Origin of the sequence: Pseudomonas sp. B21-015 (assembly GCF_024749285.1) — a bacterium.
GTDB lineage: Bacteria > Pseudomonadota > Gammaproteobacteria > Pseudomonadales > Pseudomonadaceae > Aquipseudomonas.
On the sequence record NZ_CP087196.1, the window covers coordinates 5,492,355 to 5,510,599 of the forward strand.

The 18,245-nt window shown below is 59.2% G+C and carries 24 protein-coding genes; 10 read left to right on the forward strand and 14 right to left on the reverse strand.

The window, feature by feature from the left end; translation table 11 throughout:
* The 9 genes from hisD to LOY38_RS25220 form a co-directional block, all read right to left on the reverse strand.
* Window positions 1–1,338 carry a histidinol dehydrogenase gene (gene hisD / locus LOY38_RS25180; RefSeq protein WP_258697530.1) on the reverse strand — a complete coding sequence of 446 codons (1,338 nt, stop codon included), beginning with the start codon at window positions 1,336–1,338 and terminating at the stop codon, window positions 1–3.
* Window positions 1,339–1,464: 126 nt separating this feature from the next.
* A complete protein-coding gene (hisG, locus tag LOY38_RS25185) occupies window positions 1,465–2,100 on the reverse strand; it encodes an ATP phosphoribosyltransferase (protein WP_007901570.1) in 636 nt (211 codons plus the stop codon).
* A gap of 127 nt (window positions 2,101–2,227) precedes the next feature.
* Window positions 2,228–3,493: a UDP-N-acetylglucosamine 1-carboxyvinyltransferase gene (gene murA / locus LOY38_RS25190; protein WP_008070575.1), complete on the reverse strand. Its 1,266-nt coding sequence runs from the start codon at window positions 3,491–3,493 to the stop codon at window positions 2,228–2,230.
* Window positions 3,494–3,515: 22 nt separating this feature from the next.
* Window positions 3,516–3,755: a BolA family protein gene (locus LOY38_RS25195; RefSeq protein ID WP_007912386.1), complete on the reverse strand. Its 240-nt coding sequence runs from the start codon at window positions 3,753–3,755 to the stop codon at window positions 3,516–3,518.
* A 114-nt stretch (window positions 3,756–3,869) separates the two neighbouring features.
* Window positions 3,870–4,175: a lipid asymmetry maintenance protein MlaB gene (locus LOY38_RS25200; RefSeq protein ID WP_258697531.1), complete on the reverse strand. Its 306-nt coding sequence runs from the start codon at window positions 4,173–4,175 to the stop codon at window positions 3,870–3,872.
* Window positions 4,172–4,825, reverse strand: a complete 654-nt coding sequence (locus tag LOY38_RS25205; protein ID WP_258697532.1) for a phospholipid-binding protein MlaC — start codon at window positions 4,823–4,825, stop codon at window positions 4,172–4,174. The genes LOY38_RS25200 and LOY38_RS25205 overlap by 4 nt, the downstream gene beginning before the upstream one ends.
* 11 nt (window positions 4,826–4,836) lie before the next feature.
* The gene (mlaD, locus tag LOY38_RS25210) at window positions 4,837–5,304 is read right to left on the reverse strand and encodes an outer membrane lipid asymmetry maintenance protein MlaD (protein ID WP_258697533.1); all 468 of its coding nucleotides are present in this window, start codon (window positions 5,302–5,304) and stop codon (window positions 4,837–4,839) included.
* Window positions 5,304–6,101 (reverse strand): lipid asymmetry maintenance ABC transporter permease subunit MlaE, encoded by a 798-nt coding sequence (gene mlaE / locus LOY38_RS25215; RefSeq protein ID WP_258697534.1) that lies wholly within the window; start codon window positions 6,099–6,101, stop codon window positions 5,304–5,306. The genes mlaD and mlaE overlap by 1 nt, the downstream gene beginning before the upstream one ends.
* Window positions 6,101–6,910 (reverse strand): ABC transporter ATP-binding protein, encoded by an 810-nt coding sequence (locus LOY38_RS25220; protein WP_258697535.1) that lies wholly within the window; start codon window positions 6,908–6,910, stop codon window positions 6,101–6,103. Before LOY38_RS25220 ends, mlaE begins: the two co-directional genes overlap by 1 nt.
* Before the next feature lie 276 nt (window positions 6,911–7,186).
* Between LOY38_RS25220 and LOY38_RS25225 the strand changes: the two genes are divergently transcribed.
* The 10 genes from LOY38_RS25225 to LOY38_RS25270 all read left to right on the forward strand — a co-directional run bounded on the left by LOY38_RS25225 (window position 7,187) and on the right by LOY38_RS25270 (window position 14,219).
* Entirely contained in the window at window positions 7,187–8,161 is a 975-nt protein-coding gene (locus LOY38_RS25225) for a KpsF/GutQ family sugar-phosphate isomerase (RefSeq protein WP_258697536.1), read from the forward strand.
* The gene (locus LOY38_RS25230) at window positions 8,161–8,685 is read left to right on the forward strand and encodes an HAD family hydrolase (RefSeq protein WP_258697537.1); all 525 of its coding nucleotides are present in this window, start codon (window positions 8,161–8,163) and stop codon (window positions 8,683–8,685) included. The genes LOY38_RS25225 and LOY38_RS25230 overlap by 1 nt, the downstream gene beginning before the upstream one ends.
* Window positions 8,686–8,692: 7 nt before the next feature.
* Window positions 8,693–9,265: an LPS export ABC transporter periplasmic protein LptC gene (lptC, locus tag LOY38_RS25235; RefSeq protein ID WP_258697538.1), complete on the forward strand. Its 573-nt coding sequence runs from the start codon at window positions 8,693–8,695 to the stop codon at window positions 9,263–9,265.
* Entirely contained in the window at window positions 9,252–9,800 is a 549-nt protein-coding gene (gene lptA, locus LOY38_RS25240; RefSeq protein WP_258697539.1) for a lipopolysaccharide transport periplasmic protein LptA, read from the forward strand. Before lptC ends, lptA begins: the two co-directional genes overlap by 14 nt.
* Entirely contained in the window at window positions 9,800–10,525 is a 726-nt protein-coding gene (lptB, locus tag LOY38_RS25245; protein ID WP_258697540.1) for an LPS export ABC transporter ATP-binding protein, read from the forward strand. Before lptA ends, lptB begins: the two co-directional genes overlap by 1 nt.
* A gap of 184 nt (window positions 10,526–10,709) precedes the next feature.
* On the forward strand, window positions 10,710–12,203 hold the full coding sequence (locus tag LOY38_RS25250; protein ID WP_258697541.1) for an RNA polymerase factor sigma-54: 1,494 nt from the start codon (window positions 10,710–10,712) through the stop codon (window positions 12,201–12,203).
* Window positions 12,204–12,282: 79 nt separating this feature from the next.
* On the forward strand, window positions 12,283–12,591 hold the full coding sequence (hpf, locus tag LOY38_RS25255) for a ribosome hibernation-promoting factor, HPF/YfiA family (protein WP_258697542.1): 309 nt from the start codon (window positions 12,283–12,285) through the stop codon (window positions 12,589–12,591).
* 12 nt (window positions 12,592–12,603) lie between these two features.
* Window positions 12,604–13,068, forward strand: coding sequence for a PTS IIA-like nitrogen regulatory protein PtsN (ptsN, locus tag LOY38_RS25260; protein WP_258697543.1), 465 nt, complete (start codon window positions 12,604–12,606; stop codon window positions 13,066–13,068).
* 2 nt (window positions 13,069–13,070) lie between these two features.
* Window positions 13,071–13,928, forward strand: a complete 858-nt coding sequence (gene rapZ, locus LOY38_RS25265) for an RNase adapter RapZ (RefSeq protein ID WP_258697544.1) — start codon at window positions 13,071–13,073, stop codon at window positions 13,926–13,928.
* 15 nt (window positions 13,929–13,943) lie between these two features.
* Window positions 13,944–14,219, forward strand: coding sequence for an HPr family phosphocarrier protein (locus LOY38_RS25270; RefSeq protein WP_258697545.1), 276 nt, complete (start codon window positions 13,944–13,946; stop codon window positions 14,217–14,219).
* A gap of 74 nt (window positions 14,220–14,293) precedes the next feature.
* Here LOY38_RS25270 and LOY38_RS25275 read toward each other — a convergent pair whose 3' ends face one another.
* Genes LOY38_RS25275 through LOY38_RS25295 form a run of 5 tightly spaced genes read right to left on the reverse strand, consistent with a single transcriptional unit; the run spans window position 14,294 to window position 18,048 of the window.
* The gene (locus tag LOY38_RS25275; protein ID WP_258697546.1) at window positions 14,294–15,187 is read right to left on the reverse strand and encodes a ZIP family metal transporter; all 894 of its coding nucleotides are present in this window, start codon (window positions 15,185–15,187) and stop codon (window positions 14,294–14,296) included.
* Between the two features lie 18 nt (window positions 15,188–15,205).
* Window positions 15,206–15,817, reverse strand: a complete 612-nt coding sequence (locus LOY38_RS25280; RefSeq protein ID WP_258697547.1) for a superoxide dismutase — start codon at window positions 15,815–15,817, stop codon at window positions 15,206–15,208.
* 1 nt (window position 15,818) lies between these two features.
* The gene (locus LOY38_RS25285; protein WP_258697548.1) at window positions 15,819–16,256 is read right to left on the reverse strand and encodes a hypothetical protein; all 438 of its coding nucleotides are present in this window, start codon (window positions 16,254–16,256) and stop codon (window positions 15,819–15,821) included.
* 27 nt (window positions 16,257–16,283) lie between these two features.
* A complete protein-coding gene (locus LOY38_RS25290; protein WP_258697549.1) occupies window positions 16,284–17,660 on the reverse strand; it encodes an aspartate ammonia-lyase in 1,377 nt (458 codons plus the stop codon).
* Window positions 17,653–18,048 (reverse strand): FagA protein, encoded by a 396-nt coding sequence (locus LOY38_RS25295; protein ID WP_258697550.1) that lies wholly within the window; start codon window positions 18,046–18,048, stop codon window positions 17,653–17,655. The genes LOY38_RS25290 and LOY38_RS25295 overlap by 8 nt, the downstream gene beginning before the upstream one ends.
* Window positions 18,049–18,245: the final 197 nt, after the last annotated feature.

The window sequence follows — 18,245 nt, forward strand, 5'->3', positions numbered from 1 at the left end:
TCAGTTCCCCTGCCCTTGAAGAAAGTCTTCGTCAACGATGCGGTATTCGGCGCTACGCGCGTGAGCGGTCAACGACTCGCCACGGGCCAGCACGGAAGCAGTCTTGCCCAGTTCGGAGGCACCCTGCTCGGAGCAGAAGATGATCGACGAACGCTTCTGGAAGTCATACACACCCAGCGGCGAAGAGAAGCGCGCGGTGCCGGACGTCGGCAGCACATGGTTCGGGCCTGCACAGTAGTCTCCCAGGGCCTCGGAGGTGTGACGGCCCATGAAGATCGCCCCGGCGTGGCGGATCTGCGGCAGCCAGGCCTGCGGGTCGGCGACCGACAACTCCAGGTGCTCCGGCGCGATGCGGTTGGCCACTTCGATGGCTTGTTCCATGTCGCGAACCTTGATCAGCGCGCCACGGCCATTGATCGAAGTTTCGATGATCTCGGCGCGTTCCATGGTTGGCAGCAGTTTGGCGATGCTCGCCGCGACCTTGTCGAGGAACTCGGCGTCCGGGCTGACCAGAATCGCCTGGGCATCTTCGTCGTGCTCGGCCTGGGAGAACAGGTCCATGGCAATCCAGTCCGGGTCGGTCTGGCCGTCGCACACCACCAGAATCTCCGATGGACCGGCGATCATGTCGATACCGACCTGGCCGAACACATGGCGCTTGGCAGTGGCGACATAGATGTTGCCCGGGCCGACCACTTTGTCGACTTTCGGCACGCTTTCGGTGCCATAAGCCAGCGCCGCAACCGCTTGGGCGCCGCCGATGGTGAACACCCGGTCGACGCCGGCGATGCAGGCCGCGGCCAGCACCAGTTCGTTGACTTCACCGCGCGGGGTTGGCACGACCATGACCACTTCGGTCACGCCCGCCACCTTGGCTGGAATCGCGTTCATCAGCACCGACGACGGGTAGGACGCCTTGCCGCCCGGTACGTACAGACCGGCGCGGTCCAGCGGTGTGACCTTCTGGCCCAGCACCGTGCCATCGGCTTCGGTGTAGCTCCAGGAATCCTGCTTCTGTTTTTCGTGGTAGCTGCGCACACGGGCCGCTGCCTTCTCCAACGCTTCACGCTGAGGCGCGGTGATGCGGGTCAATGCCAGTTCCAGGCGTTCACGAGGCAGGATCAAATCCGCCATGGATGCTACTTGCAGGCCATCGAACTTCTGGGTGAACTCGACCACCGCCGCGTCGCCACGCTCGCGTACAGCCTTGATGATGTCCAGCACCCGCTGATTGACCGAGTCGTCAGACACACTTTCCCAGCTCAGCAGATGATCCAGATGATGTGCGAAATCCGGATCAGCAGCATTGAGTCGGCGAATTGCAGTCGGTGCGGTCATAGCGAGAGCCTCATAGGATTGGCAAAAACTCAGGCGCCCTAACTTAGCAGTCGTTTCCGCTTGGGCACCTGAGAATTCTGGCTATGAGGCGGATAGACGGGCGCGACTCAAGGTCGCGCAGGTGAATCAGCCGCGGTGTCGAGACTCCACTGCCTTGCGCAGGGTGTCGATCAACGCCTGGATACGGGCGTGTTGCATTTTCATCGAAGCTTTGTTGACGATCAGCCGGGAGCTGATGTCGGCAATGAAATCCTGGGGTTCCAGGCCATTGGCACGCAGGGTGTTACCGGTGTCGACCACGTCGATGATCTTGTCCGCCAGACCGATCAGCGGCGCCAGCTCCATCGAGCCGTAGAGCTTGATGATGTCGACCTGACGGCCCTGCTCGGCGTAGTAACGCTTGGCGACGTTGACGAATTTGGTCGCCACCCGCAGACGGCCCTTGGGCTCGACATCGCCGACACGGCCGGCGGTCATCAGCTTGCAGAGGGCAATTCGCAGATCCAGAGGCTCGTACAGACCCTGGCCACCATATTCCATCAGCACATCTTTACCGGCGACGCCGAGGTCCGCGGCACCATGCTCGACATAAGTCGGCACATCGGTGGCGCGCACGATCAGCAAGCGCACATCGGCCTGGGTCGTGGGGATGATCAGCTTGCGGCTCTTGTCCGGATTCTCGGTCGGCACAATGCCCGCTTCAGCCAGAAGCGGCAGGGTGTCGTCAAGGATGCGGCCCTTGGACAGTGCGATAGTCAACATGGGAAACGTCAGTCCTTATCAAGGTACTCATGCCCGGTCGCAAACGGCGCCGGACACACATCGAGCCGGAAACCGGCTCGACTTCAACAAATCAACGGGCAGCGTCCTTGCGCCCATGCAGCAGAAACTAGCCCGGTACGCGGCGGATCTTGGCGCCGAGCATCTGCAGTTTCTCTTCGATGCACTCGTAACCACGGTCGATGTGGTAGATGCGGTCGATCAAGGTATCACCTTCGGCGATCAGCGCCGAAATCACCAGGCTGGCCGAAGCACGCAGGTCGGTGGCCATGACTGGCGCGCCCTTGAGCTTTTCGATGCCGGTAACGATGGCGGTGTTACCTTCGACCTGGATGTGAGCCCCCATACGGTGCAGTTCGTAAACGTGCATGAAGCGGTTTTCGAAGATCGTCTCGATCACCGCACCGGTGCCTTCGGCAATGGCGTTGAGAGAGATGAACTGTGCTTGCATGTCGGTCGGGAACGCCGGGTATGGAGCGGTCCGCACGTTAACGGCTTTCGGCCGCTTGCCGTGCATGTTCAGCTCGATCCAGTCTTCACCGCAGGTGATTTCAGCACCCGACTCGCGGAGTTTCTCCAGAACAGCTTCGAGGATGGTCGGATCGGTGTCCTTGACCTTCACACGCCCGCCGGTGACCGCTGCCGCCACCAGGTAGGTGCCGGTTTCGATACGGTCAGGCATCACTTTGTAAGTGGTGGTGTGCAGACGCTCGACGCCATCGATGGTGATGGTGTCGGTGCCGGCACCGGAAACCTTCGCGCCCATGGCGTTCAGGAAGTTCGCCAGGTCGACGACTTCAGGCTCGCGAGCGGCGTTTGCCAGCACGCTGCGGCCCTTGGCCAGAGCGGCGGCCATCATGATGTTCTCGGTACCGGTCACGCTGACGGTGTCGAAGAAGAAGTGCGCACCGCGCAGGCCGCCTTCAGGGGCCTTGGCCTTGATGTAGCCGCCTTCGACGTCGATGACCGCGCCCATGGCTTCAAGGCCACGGATGTGCAGGTCGACTGGACGCGAACCGATGGCGCAACCGCCAGGCAGTGCGACTTCGGCTTCACCGAAACGGGCAACCATCGGGCCCAGCACCAGGATCGAGGCACGCATGGTTTTCACCAGTTCGTACGGCGCGATCAGGGTCTTGATGGTGCGCGGGTCGATTTCGACGCTGAGTTTCTCGTCGATCACCGGCTCAATGCCCATGCGACCGAACAGCTCGATCATGGTGGTGATGTCGTGCAGGTGCGGCAAGTTGGCCACGGTCACCGGGCCATCGCACAGCAAGGTGGCAGCCAGGATCGGCAGGGCAGAGTTCTTTGCCCCGGAGATGCGGATCTCGCCATCAAGACGAGCGCCACCGGTAATAATCAATTTATCCATAAGAATCTCGACGCCCTTGGGCTCAGGTGCGCTCGGCCCAGGCCGCGCTGCTGAAAAATTTCATAGTGACCGCATGGATGCTGCCATCGGTGATCCATGGGTTCAAATGGGCATAGATCTGCTGCTGACGCTTGACCGGGCTTAACGCCGCCAGTTCATCGCTAATCACGTTCAGCTGGAAATTGCAGCCTTCGCCCTCAACTTCTACCAGCGTTCCGGGCAGCTTTCCTTCAAGGAAGCTCTTCACTTCTACGGCCTGCATGCTCAACCTCAATCGGCGCCCTGTGCGCGCGGGTCGGACATCATACAAAAAAGCCCCGCGCCTGCGAACCCCGCGAAGCAGGACTCTGACGGGGGGCTTCTTTATAGATGTGGTTCAGGGATGCGCCAACAGCTCGGTCAATTCGCTGACCTGAGCGATTTCACGCATGTCTTCGGGCATCGCGCGAATGCTCAAGGCCTTGCCGGCCGCCTGAGCATCGCGCATGAAGCACAGCAGCAGCGACAAGCCGACGCTGCTGGACTTCTCCACCGCGGAGCAATCGACCACCAGCGCAGCCGCTTTGCTGGACTTGATCAGCGCCTGACCCTGCTTGCGCAGGCTCGGACCCGTGCGGTAATCCAGCACGCCGCTGAGCAACAGCTCGCTGGCTTCGCTCATGCGAATGGCCGACTCACTCATTGGGCTTGTTTCTCGGTGGATTTTTCGGTGGCTTCCTTGGCTTTGGCGACTTCCCCGGCCCAACCGTTGATGGTCTTGTCCAGGTCGTTGCCATTGCGCTGCATCGCGTCAGCGAACTGATCGCGGAACAGCTTGCCGATGTTGATGCCATTGATGATCACGTTGCGCAGCTTCCACTCGCCATTGATCTTTTCGAGTGTGTAAGACACAGGATAGATCGCGCCGCTGCTGCCTTTGACCGACATGCCAACGCTGGTACGGTCTCCCGACTCATCCTTGGCAGGCTCGACGACGATACCCTGGTTGTCGTATTCCAGCAGGGCATTGCCATAGAACTGAAACAGGCCTCTTTTGAAGTTTTCTTCAAACGTGCGCATTTGCTCAGGAGTGGCTTTGCGCGAATACTTGACCGTCATGATGCTCTTGGAAATGCCCTCGGCATCGACTACAGGGCCAACGATGGTGTTCAGCGCCGAATAAAAGTCTTGCGGATCCTGCTTGTACTTTGCTTTGTTGGCGGAAAGATCCGCCAGCAGCCGGGAGGTGGTGTCCTGTACCAGATCGTGCGCGGAAGGCGCCGCCACGGCGTTAGCCATCAACGGCAAGGCCGCGAGTATTACCAACAGGCCACGTCGCAAGATAGAGATCATTCAAAAGCTCCTCATTTGGCGTCTTTGCTAACGGTATTGAGCAGAAATTTACCGATCAGGTCCTCGAGCACCAGCGACGACTGCGTGTCGTGGATGGTTCCACCATCCTTGAGCAGGGTTGCTTCCCCGCCCACGCTGATACCGATGTATTTCTCACCCAACAGACCAGCGGTCAGGATAGATGCAGTGGAGTCAGTCGGCAGATTATCTACGCGCTTTTCCAGTTGCATGGTCACCCGACCGGTGAAGCTGTCGCGGTCCAGATCGATCGCCGTGACCTTGCCGATGGTCACACCGGCCATGGTCACTTTAGCTCTGACCGTCAAACCGGCGATATTGTCGAAATACGCATAAAGTTTATAAGTATCGGTGGTTGCGCTCGGGGACAGACCACTGACCCGCAACGCAAGCAACAGCAAAGCCAGGATGCCAGCCAGCAAGAAAAGGCCGACACCGATTTCCAGGGTGCGGTTTTGCATCAGAAATCTCCAAACATCAAGGCGGTCAGAATAAAGTCCAGGCCGAGTACCGCCAAAGAGGCGTACACCACGGTCTTGGTAGTGGCACGACTGATCCCCTCGGAAGTGGGCTCGCAGTCATAGCCTTGGAATACGGCGATCCAGGTCACGACGAAGGCAAAAACGATGCTTTTGATAATACCGTTGAGCACATCGTCGACAAACGTCACGCTGTTTTGCATGTTCGACCAGTAAGAGCCTTCATAAACCCCCAGCCAGTCGACGGCCACCCACGAACCGCCCCAGATACCCACCACGCTGAAAATCATTGCCAGCACTGGCAGGGAAATGAAGCCGGCCCACAGGCGCGGGGCAATGATGTACTTGAGCGGGTCGACCCCGATCATTTCCAGGCTGGACAACTGCTCGGTGGACTTCATGTTGCCGATTTCGGCGGTCAGCGCCGAACCCGCACGCCCGGCGAACAACAACGCAGTGACCACCGGCCCCAGTTCCCGCAACAGCGTCAGCGCAACCATCTGCCCGACCGCCTGCTCCGAACCGTAGCTGGACAGAATGTTGAAGCCCTGCAGTGCCAGCACCATGCCGATGAACACCCCGGAGACCACAATGATCACCAGGGACATCACGCCCACCGAATGCAGTTGCTTGACCAGCAGGCCAAAACCGCCACCGATGCCGCCACGACCGAGCAAGGCATGAAACAGGAACAGCGCCGAACGCCCGAACACCGCCAGCACTTCGATGCCGGCATAACCGAACCGACGTACTCTTTCTATCAGTGAAATCTTGCGCATCAGCGCGTCCCCAGAAGATCTGCGCGGTAATCCGTCGCTGGAAAGTGGTATGCGACCGGGCCGTCGGGTTCGCCTGTCATGAATTGACGAATACGTGGCTCGTCGGAGCTCATCAATTCCTTGGGCGTGCCCTGCCCCAACACTTGTCCGTCGCCCACCACAATGAGGTAATCGGCGATGCTCGCGGTCTCGGCCAGATCGTGGGAGACCACGATGCTGGTGATGCCCAGCGCATCGTTGAGCAGGCGGATCAGGCGCACCAGCACGCCCATGGCGATCGGGTCCTGACCGACAAAGGGCTCGTCATACATGAGAATTTGCGGATCGAGGGCAATCGCCCGGGCCAGCGCGACGCGACGCTTCATACCGCCGGATAATTCGTCGGGCATCAGGTCGATGGCACCACGCAAGCCCACGGCCTGCAATTTGAGCAGGACAATGTCGCGAATCATTTCTTCCGGCAGCGCGGTATGAACGCGCAACGGAAAGGCGACGTTCTCGAACACATCGAGATCGGTAAACAGTGCGCCGCTCTGAAACAGCACGCCCATATGCTTGCGCGCATCGAACAAATCGCTGCGCGACAACGTAGGCAGGTTCTGGCCGTTGACCCAGACTTCGCCGCTGGTGGGACGCAATTGTGCGCCCATCAGCCGCAACAGCGTGGTCTTGCCACACCCGGAAGGCCCCATGATGCCGGTGACCTTGCCGCGCGGGATGCGGATATCGACGTTATTGAGAATGCTGCGCGAACCGCGCTTGAAGGTCAGTCCCTTCAGCTCGACCGCGTAGGCGTTATCGGCACTCATCTAAACTCCTTGCGATGCAGCCTCTCACTCGGACGCCTGGCTTTCTGGCGAAAGCACATACCTCCCCGGGCAGGCCGAACTGGCGGCGAACTATATCACTGCAAAGGCCAAGCGCCCAAGGCCCAAGCCGGGCACGTTCAGCAACATGACGGCCTGAAATCATCTATTTAGAGGGATTCGGTAACAAGGAATGACAAACCGCGACGAACTTGCGTGAGGGTTTCGATCATTACCGCTATAATCGCCGCCTTTTCATCAGGCTATATGATTTCCGACATGAACCAATCCAGCGACCTGATTCAATCAGCACAACGTACCATCCGCCTCGAACTGGAAGCCGTACAAGGCTTGCTACCCCATATCGACGCAGATTTCGTACGCGCTTGCGAGATGATTCTGGCCAGCAAAGGCCGTGTGGTCGTGGTCGGCATGGGCAAATCGGGGCACATTGGCAACAAGATTGCCGCCACCCTGGCCAGTACCGGCACCACAGCCTTTTTCGTGCACCCGGCCGAGGCCAGCCACGGCGACATGGGCATGATTACCCGTGACGACATCATTCTGGCGCTGTCGAACTCCGGGTCTACCAACGAAATCGTCACCTTGCTGCCGCTGATCAAGCGCCTGGGCATTCAAATGATCAGCCTGACCGGTAACCCCGAGTCGCCGCTGGCCAAGGCAGCGGAAGTCAACCTCAATGTAAGCGTCGAACACGAAGCCTGCCCGTTGAATCTGGCACCCACCTCATCGACCACCGCTGCGCTGGTCATGGGTGACGCCCTCGCCGTTGCCTTGCTTGAAGCTCGCGGTTTTACCGCTGAAGATTTCGCTTTTTCCCACCCGGGTGGCGCCCTTGGCCGCCGCTTGTTACTGAAAGTGGAAAACGTCATGCATGCCGGCGCCGAGTTACCGCAAGTGGTGTGCGGTACGCTGCTCAAGGATGCCTTGATGGAAATGACCCGCAAGGGGCTGGGCATGACCGTCGTACTGAACACCGATGGAAAGCTCGCCGGGATCTTCACTGATGGCGATCTGCGCCGCACTCTGGACCGCACCATTGATATCCACAGTACGACCATTGACGAAGTGATGACTGCCCACGGCAAGACCGCCCGCGCCGAGATGCTCGCCGCCGAGGCGTTGAAAATCATGGAAGACCACAAGATCAACGCGCTGGTAGTGGTCGACAGCGAAGACCGCCCGGTCGGCGCCTTGAACATGCACGACTTGCTGCGTGCGGGAGTAATGTAATGAGCACGGACCTGCTGCAACGCGGCAAACAGATCAAACTGGCGGTATTCGACGTCGACGGCGTGCTGACCGACGGGCGCCTGTACTTCCTCGAAGACGGTAGCGAGTTCAAGACCTTCAACACCCTCGACGGCCAGGGCATCAAGATGTTGATGGCCGCCGGCGTGCAGACCGCTATCATCAGCGGCCGCAAGACGCCGGTGGTCGAGCGGCGTGCGAAGAACCTCGGCATTCCACATCTGTTCCAGGGCCGGGAAGACAAACTGGTGGTGCTCGACGGGCTTCTTGCCCAGCTCAACCTAAGCTATGAACAAGTGGCCTACCTCGGCGACGACCTGCCAGACCTGCCGGTGATTCGCCGTGTTGGCCTGGGCATGGCGGTGGCCAACGCTGCCAGCTTCGTGCGCGAACATGCCCATGGCATCACCCAGGCCCGTGGTGGCGAAGGCGCCGCTCGTGAATTCTGCGAATTGATCCTGCGCGCCCAAGGCCATCTCGATGCGGCCAACGCCGCATACCTGTGAGCCCATCATGCTGAGCAAAAAGATTCGCAACATTCTGATATTCGGTTGCATCGCAGCGCTGTTCGCCGCGGTCGGCTACTGGAACATCAGCCCGGAACGCTTCCTCGACAAGCCGGTGGCGCCTGTCGATGAAGCGGCGATCGACTATTACGCGATCCACGCCCACAGCGTGCAGTACTTGCCGGACGGCAAATTGCAGTACGAAATGACGTCCGACAAGGTCGAACACCTGAAAGCGACCGAAGTGACGTTGCTGACCAATCCTGACCTGAACATGTTTCGCGGCACCGAGTTCCCCTGGCACGTCCAGAGCGAGCGCGGCGAAGTCAACCCGGACGGCACTCAGGTCGAGCTGATTGACTCGGTACGTATCACGCGCTTCGACGAAAAAAACCGCAAAACCCTGATTACCAGCACCCGTATGACCGTGTTCCCGCAGCAGCAATATGCGCAGACCGATCAACCCGTTAGAATCGACGGCGCCGGCGGTGTATCGACAGGCAACGGAATGAAAGCGTACTTGAAAGAAAGCAGGATACACCTGCTATCGAACGTAAGAGGACAGTATGAGGCTCGTTAAAACTCTCCCTATTTTGCTCAGTCTGGGCGCAGCACTGGGAAGCGTGAGCGCCTGGGCTCTGCCGAACGATCAAGAGCAGCCTATCCGCATTCAGGCCGACGACGCCCAACTGGACGACAAGAATGGCGTTGCCACCTATAAAGGTGACGTGATCATCACCCAGGGCTCGATGAAGGTCACCGGCAACACCGTGACCATCACCCGCACCCCGACCGGCGACATCGACGTGGTGACTTCGGTGGGCAACCTCGCCTACTTCGAGCAACTCCAGACCCAGGGCGACACCAAGCCTGTTCAGGGCTGGGGTGTGACTATCCAGTACCACGCTTCGCAGAACCGCGTCGTGCTGATCGATCGCGCGAAAGTCATCGATAAGGACAACAACACCACTCAGGGCGAGAAAATCGTCTACGACACGGTCAAGAAGCTTGCGAGCGCCGGCCGCGCCACCGGCAACAAGGTCACCGAGCAGCGTCCGCGCATCGATATGGTGATCCAGCCGAAGAAGAAAACCGACGAGCAGAAGGCCCAGTAATGGCAACTCTGAAAGCTCAGCATCTGGCCAAGAGCTACAAGAACCGCCAGGTCGTGCGTGACGTCAGCCTGTCCATCGACAGCGGTCAGATTGTCGGCCTGCTTGGCCCCAACGGCGCCGGCAAGACGACTTGCTTCTACATGATCGTCGGCCTGGTACAGGCCGACCAGGGCCGCGTACTGATCGACGACCTGGACGTCAGCCACCAGCCTATGCACGGCCGTGCGAAGGCCGGTATCGGCTATCTTCCGCAAGAAGCGTCGATCTTCCGCAAGCTTTCGGTGGCCGACAACATCATGGCCATCCTCGAAACCCGCAAGGAACTCGACAAGGCCGGTCGCCGCAAAGAGCTGGAAAGCCTGCTGCAGGAATTCCACATCCACCACATCCGCGACAACCTCGGCATGAGCCTGTCCGGTGGTGAACGCCGCCGTGTGGAAATCGCCCGGGCATTGGCCACCAACCCGAAATTCATCCTCCTCGACGAACCCTTCGCCGGCGTGGACCCGATTTCGGTCGGCGACATCAAGCAGATCATCCATCACCTCAAGGCCAAAGGCATTGGCGTACTGATCACTGACCACAACGTCCGTGAAACCCTGGATATCTGCGAAACCGCCTACATCGTCAACGATGGTCAGCTGATCGCTGAAGGTGACTCCGCCACCATCCTGGCCAACCAACTGGTCAAGGAAGTGTATCTGGGCCACGAGTTCCGCCTGTAAGCACTGAGGTGTCTGGCTGATTGTCCGAGCGCTTGTCTCGATAAAAAATCAATAGGTTTTTATTGTTACAGCGCTCTAGGCAAACGCTGCAGTTTCGGGCATATAATTTGCTTAAGTTTGGCGCTTCGGCGCCCTGTAGTGGATGGCGCATGTGCGCCGGCGAATAAGGTGTTAAGCCCCTGCCATGAAACCATCGCTAGTCTTGAGAATGGGCCAGCAGCTGACGATGACACCGCAGCTGCAACAGGCCATCCGCCTGCTCCAATTGTCGACCCTGGACCTGCAACAGGAAATCCAGGAGGCCCTGGAGTCCAATCCGATGCTCGAACGCCAGGAAGAAGGCGACGACTTCGATAACGCCGATCCCTTGGCCGACAAAGCCGAACAGCAACCCAACGCTGACATTCAGGAACCCTCCTATCAGGAAACCGCCCCGACGGTGGATAACCTCGAGGAAGGCGACTGGAACGAGCGCATTCCCAACGAACTGCCCGTCGACACGGCCTGGGAAGACGTCTACCAGACCAGCGCCAGCAGCCTGCCGAGCAACGATGACGACGAGTGGGATTTCACCACCCGCACATCGGCCGGTGAAAGCCTGCAAAGCCATTTGCTCTGGCAACTGAACCTGGCACCGATGTCTGACACCGATCGCCTCATCGCCGTAACCCTGATCGACTGCATCAACAATCAGGGCTACCTGGACGAAACCCTCGAGGAAATCCTCGAAGCCTTCGATCCGGAACTGGATATCGAACTGGACGAAATCGAAGCCGTCCTGCACCGCATCCAGCAATTCGAACCCGCCGGCATCGGCGCCCGCAACCTCGGCGAATGCCTGCTGCTGCAACTGCGCCAACTGCCCGCCAAGACCCCTTGGCTGGCCGAGGCCAAGCGCCTGATCACCGATTACATCGACCTGCTCGGCAGCCGCGACTACAGCCAGCTGATGCGCCGCATGAAGCTTAAGGAAGATGAACTGCGCCAGGTGATCGAACTGGTCCAGAGCCTCAACCCGCGCCCGGGCTCGCAAATCGAGTCCACCGAAGCCGAATACGTCGTTCCTGACGTGATCGTGCGCAAGGACAACGAGCGCTGGCTGGTGGAGCTGAACCAGGAATCGGTACCACGCCTGCGGGTCAACGCCCAATACGCCGGTTTCGTGCGCCGCGCCGACACCAGCGCCGACAACACCTTCATGCGTAATCAGTTGCAGGAAGCTCGCTGGTTCATCAAGAGCCTGCAAAGCCGCAACGAAACCCTGATGAAAGTAGCCACCCAGATCGTCGAGCATCAACGCGGCTTTCTGGAGTACGGCGATGAAGCCATGAAGCCGTTGGTGCTGCATGACATCGCCGAAGCGGTGGGCATGCACGAATCGACGATTTCACGGGTGACCACGCAAAAATTCATGCATACCCCACGGGGCATCTATGAACTGAAATACTTTTTCTCCAGCCACGTCAGTACCTCCGAAGGCGGTGAATGCTCGTCCACAGCGATCCGCGCGATCATCAAAAAACTGGTTGCCGCGGAAAATCAGAAAAAGCCGTTGAGTGACAGCAAGATCGCTGGTTTACTGGAGGCACAAGGCATTCAGGTAGCCCGTCGCACCGTCGCCAAGTACCGCGAATCCCTGGGGATCGCGCCTTCCAGCGAACGGAAGCGGTTGATGTAGCCGCCGGGCTCGCCACAGCGTTCCAGTGGCAGGTATTTCTGCCTGCCGCTTTATGCACTGGCAACGAAGGAGAAGCTGTATGCAAGTCAACATCAGTGGACACCAACTGGAAGTGACCGAACCTCTGCGCACCTACATCGGCGAAAAACTCGACCGATTAGAGAGGCATTTCGACAAGATCACCAACGTGCAAATCACGCTGAACGTCGAAAAGCTGCTGCAAAAGATCGAAGCCACGCTGCATATCCCCGGCGGAGAAGTGGTCGCCAATGCCGAGCATACGGACATGTATGCCGCCATCGACCTGTTGACCGACAAGCTGGATCGCCAACTCAAAAAGCATAAGGAAAAGACCCAGAGCCTCCTCCAGGGCGCAACCGGTCGTTAACACCCCCAATCCATGATCCGACTTGAAAACATCCTGACCCCCGGCCGTTCCCAGGTGAACGTGCCGGGCGGCAGTAAAAAGAAAGCCCTCGAGCAAATTGCCAACCTGATCGCCCGGGAAGTGCCGGATCTGGAGATGCAAGATGTCTTCGAGGCTCTTATTGCCCGTGAAAAACTCGGTTCGACCGGTTTTGGCAACGGCATTGCCATACCCCACTGTCGCCTGAAGGGCTGCAACTCGCCCATCAGTGCCTTGATGCACCTAGATGCACCCATCGATTTCGACGCCATCGACGGCGCCCCGGTTGACCTGCTGTTCGTGCTGCTGGTCCCGGAAGCCGCCACCGATGCACACCTGGAATTGCTGCGCCAGATCGCCAGCATGCTTGACCGCAAGGAAGTGCGCGAAAAACTGCGCAGCGCCCCGAGCAACGAAGCCTTGTATCAGGTTGTCCTGGACGAGCAAAACGGTCACTAATCATGCGCTTGATCATTGTCAGCGGCCGCTCCGGCTCAGGTAAAAGCACCGCCCTCGATGTTCTCGAGGACAACGGCTATTACTGCATCGACAACCTGCCTGCCGGCCTGCTACCGGAACTGGCCGAGCGAGCGCTGATTCACACCGAACTGGCACAACCGCTGGTGGCCGTGTCCATCGATGCGCGTAACTTGCCAAGCCACCTGTCACGGTTTCCCGAGCTGTTGGAAGAGGTCCGCAGCCGGCATATCCAGTGCGATGTGCTGTATCTGGACGCCGATGAAGAAACCCTGCTCAAACGCTTCTCGGAAACACGCCGTCGTCACCCGCTCAGCAGCGCCAATCGCTCGCTGGCGGAAGCGATAGAGGACGAAACCAATCTGCTGGGGCCTATCGCCGATCTGGCCGACCTCAAGGTCAACACCACCAATCTGAACCTGTATCAGCTGCGCGATACCATCAAGCTGCGCTTGCTGAATCAGCCGGAGCCCGGCACTGCGTTCCTGGTCGAGTCTTTCGGGTTCAAGCGTGGCATGCCGGTGGATGCCGATCTGGTGTTCGACGTGCGCTGCCTGCCCAACCCTTACTGGAAGCCGGAGCTGCGCGCGCAGTCCGGGCTCGATCAACCGGTGGCCGAGTACCTGGCGGCACAGCCGGACGTCGAAGAGATGTTCCAGGACATTTCCTCGTACCTGCTCAAGTGGCTGCCCCGCTTTGCCGCCAGCAACCGCGCCTATGTCACCATTGCCATTGGTTGCACCGGCGGGCATCACCGCTCTGTCTACCTGACCGAACGTCTGGGTCAGGTCCTGCAACAATCCCTGAAGAACGTCCAGGTTCGCCACCGCGACCTCAGCTAAAGGATTCAAATCGCGATGCCTGCTCTGGAAATCGAAATTATCAACAAGCTGGGCCTGCATGCCCGCGCGTCTGCCAAATTTGTCGGAGTCGCCGGTCAGTTCAAGGATTGCACGATCAGGGTAGGACGCACGCCAGAATCCGCGGTCGACGGCAAAAGCATCATGGCCATGATGATGCTGGCCGCTGGCAAGGGCACCAAAATCCACCTGAGTACCGAAGGCGAACAGGAACAGGAAGCGCTGGATGCATTGGTGGCGCTGATCAACAACTTCTTTGACGAAGGCGAATGAACATCAAAAGATCGCAGCCTTCGGCAGCTCCTACATGGGATTGCGGACACCTGTAGGCGCTGCGATCTTTTTTCTCAAGCGAGCGCTGTATCCATCACCATCATCAAGCAAAACCCGATCAGCAGTCCGAGGCTGGCCAGTTTGTCGTGACCATGGCGTCGCGACTCGGGAATGACTTCGTGAGTCACCACCAACAGCATCGCCCCGGCTGCCAGCGCCAAGCCCAAAGGCAACAGCAGTTCAGCCAGGCTCACCAGCCAGGCGCACAGCAGTGCAAAGACCGGCTCGACCACCCCTGACGCGGCACCGATCAGGAATGCCTTGATCCGCGACATCTCTGCTCCGGCCAACACCAACGCGATCACCAGCCCTTCGGGTACATCCTGCAAGGCGATGCCCATGGCCAGGCTATCGGCGTCAGGCATGCCACCACCGGCCGAGACGCCGACTGCCATGCCTTCGGGAATGTTGTGGGCGATGATGGCAAATACAAACAACCAGACTCGCGGTGGAATCAACGGCCGCTCCAGCGTCCCCACATGCATTTCAGGCGTGGCGCCAGACACCTTGCGATCCACCAGAAACAGCCCGAATGCGCCCAACATAATGCCGAAGCTGATCAGACCACTGGCCGCCCAAGGCGTCAGCCCGAGGTTTTCGGCCGCCGCAATGCCTGGCACGATCAGCGAAAACGCCGTCGCCGCGAGCATCACTCCGGCCCCGAAACCCAGTAGCGTGTCGCTGACAGCCTGAGGCATCCGCCGAATCACCAGCACCGGCACCGCACCCAAGGCTGTGCCCAAGGCGCAAATGGCCCCGCCTTGCAGGGCGCGCAACAGTTTCGGTTCGAGGTCCAGCCACATCAGCCCCTGGGCCACCAATAACGTCATGCCTGCCAGCAGCAACAGCGATCCCAGTGCGTAACGAAACATCCGCCCGCTTCCGATCGCCAGTGTTTCAGTGCCCATAGTCAGCCTTGAATTGTTTTAAGCCAGTGCAGCCTGATAGCGCGCAGCGACTTCGGGCCAATTGATCACGTTGTAGAACGCATTGATGTATTCCGGGCGGCGGTTCTGATAGCGCAGGTAATAAGCGTGCTCCCAGACATCCAGGCCGAGAATTGGCGTATTGCCGTTCATCAGCGGGCTGTCCTGGTTGCCGCTGCTTTCAACGACCAACGTCTTTTGCGGCGTCACGCTCAACCAGGCCCAACCGCTACCGAAACGGGTCAACGCGGCTTTGGTGAAGGCTTCCTTGAAGCTGCCGAGACCACCCAGTTGCTCGTCGATCGCCTTGGCCAGCGCACCTTCAGGCTGGCCGCCGCCGTTGGGCGCCATGACTTCCCAGAACAGTGAATGGTTGGCATGCCCACCACCCTGATTGATCACCGCCGCACGGAGTTTTTCCGGCAATTGCTGGACAGCCGCCACCAGTTTTTCCACGGGCCATTCGGCGAATTCGGTGCCTTCGACTGCAGCGTTGAGGTTATTGATGTAGGTCTGGTGGTGTTTGGTGTAGTGAATTTCCATGGTCTGCGCATCGATGTGTGGTTCCAGGGCGTCGTAGGCGTACGGCAAGGCAGGCAAGGTAAAAGCCATTTCAATGAATTCCATGTTGTAGGGGTGCAGGCTGATGCGCGGGCGACGTCTTGGTGTGCAGCAATCGCTGAGTGCGCGGATACTCGCCGTGCTCGCTGATGAAATTCAGCAGTTCGACATAGGTTTTGCTGCTCTGGCGCAGCGCGGCTTCACGCAAGGCCGGTGACAGCCGTGGGTCCTGCATGGTCTGCAACAGCCGTTGATGGATTGCGCACAGGTACTCGACGCTCTCCTCGGGCTGGTTCAGACGCAAGTGCAGGTCTGCCAGGTTGTGGTGAGAAATCACGCAGGCCGCCACCGCTTCGTCGGCATCCGCCCAGCGCTCGAACAACACCTGGGCCAAGGCCAATGCCTGTAAGTAAGCCTCGCGGGCATCGACCAGTTCGCCCAGCATGAAACAGCGATTTGCTCTTTCGATCGTGCGTTTCCAGTGCTCCATGGTGAGCCTCCAAAGCGCTAGCAGTGATTACACGCCACCTGCGGTGAGCTTTTCCGGATCAAGCAAAACCTCAAGCTGGCTGCGTGTCAGGTCGGTGTGTTCCAGGGCGACATCGATCACCGGCCGCCCCTGCTGATAAGCCTTCTTGGCAATTTCAGCAGCTTTTTGGTAACCAATGATCGGGTTGAGTGCGGTGACCAGAATCGGGTTGCGCGACAGCGCTTCCTTGAGCCGGGCCTCGTTGACCTTGAAGCTGGCAATGGCCTTGTCGCCCAGCAGACGACTGGCGTTGGCCAGCAATTCGATACTGCTCAGCAGGTTCTGGGCGATGATCGGCAGCATGACGTTCAATTCGAAATTGCCCGACTGACCGGCGACAGTGATGACCGTGTCGTTGCCAATCACCTGAGCGGCGACCATCGCGGTGGCCTCCGGGATTACCGGGTTGACCTTGCCGGGCATGATCGATGAGCCCGGCTGCAAAGCTTCGAGTTCGATTTCACCGAGGCCGGCCAACGGGCCGGAATTCATCCAGCGCAGGTCGTTGGCGATTTTCATCAGGGAAACCGCCGTGGCCTTGAGCTGCCCGGAAACGCTGACCGCCGTGTCCTGCGAGCCAATCAGCGCAAACAGGTCCTTGCCCGGTGTGAACTGCACCTGAGTCAGTTGACTGAGCTGCTGACTGAAACGCGCCGCAAACTCTGGATGGGCATTGATCCCGGTGCCCACTGCAGTGCCGCCCTGGGCCAGGGATTGCAGGCTCGGCAGCAGATCCTGCAAGTGACCGATATTGGCCTTGAGCTGTTGCGCCCAACCGTTGAGCACCTGGCTCATGCGCACCGGCATGGCGTCCATCAAATGGGTACGCCCGGTTTTGACGAACGGATGAACCTGCCCGGCCTTGCGCTCGATCACCTGCACCAGATGCACCAGCGCCGGCAGCAATTGCTCATGCAAAGTCAATGCAGCGCTGACGTGAATGGTGGTCGGGATGATGTCGTTGCTGCTCTGGCCGCAATTGACGTGATCATTGGGATTCACCGGCTCGCCCAACAAACGACTGGCCAGGGTGGCGATCACTTCGTTGGCGTTCATGTTGGAACTGGTGCCGGAACCGGTCTGGAAGATATCGACCGGGAAGTGCTGCATGAAGTCACCTTCGAGCAGGCCTTGAGCGGCGTCGACGATGGCTTTGCCCTGGGATTCGCTGATCTGCTTGAGCTCGACGTTGGCTCGGGCAGCGGCGGCCTTGGCCAGGATCAGCGCCCGGATGAATTGCACGGGCATCGGCTTGCCACTGATCGGGAAGTTATCCACCGCGCGTTGGGTTTGCGCGCCATACAAAGCATCAATCGGGACCTGTAGCTCGCCCATGCTGTCGCGTTCGATACGAGTGTTATTCATCAGGAAATCCTTGCACCAGTTCTATGAGAGGGATGGAGGGTTGCAATTCGCAGGTCGCCAGTTGCCAGGCGTAGCTCCGCCAGCGCTTGAGGCGGCATTTGCAGAGTGATTGCCGTTCGAGATCACGCAGCGGTCGCCAGGCCTGGTCGAGACACAGGCTGCGCCAGTGCCAGGGCAGCGCGACGTCGGCAGCTGTGTCGAGCAATAAACGCAAGGAGGTTTCGGCGATGGTCCAGGGTGAGGTCGCCGTGCAACAAGCCAGGTATCGGCCCTCGGCCAGATAATGCTCGATCAGGCGCGGCTCGTCGGGGTCCATGGCGCAGCGGATCTGGCGACTCATCCAGCGCCAGCTTTCGAGGTAAGGCTGCTCGTGCAAGGCAGAACTCATAATCCGGGCTCATTCGGTAATGAGATTTATTATTAGATGATAATGAGAACCAAAACAAGTACAGCAAAGCATTGAGCATTTTGTGGGAGCGGGCTTGCCCGCGATGACGATAGAAGATTCAACATCGATGTCGACTGAAATGACGCTATCGCGGGCAAGCCCGCTCCCACAGGATCTGGGTTGCGACCAATAAAAAA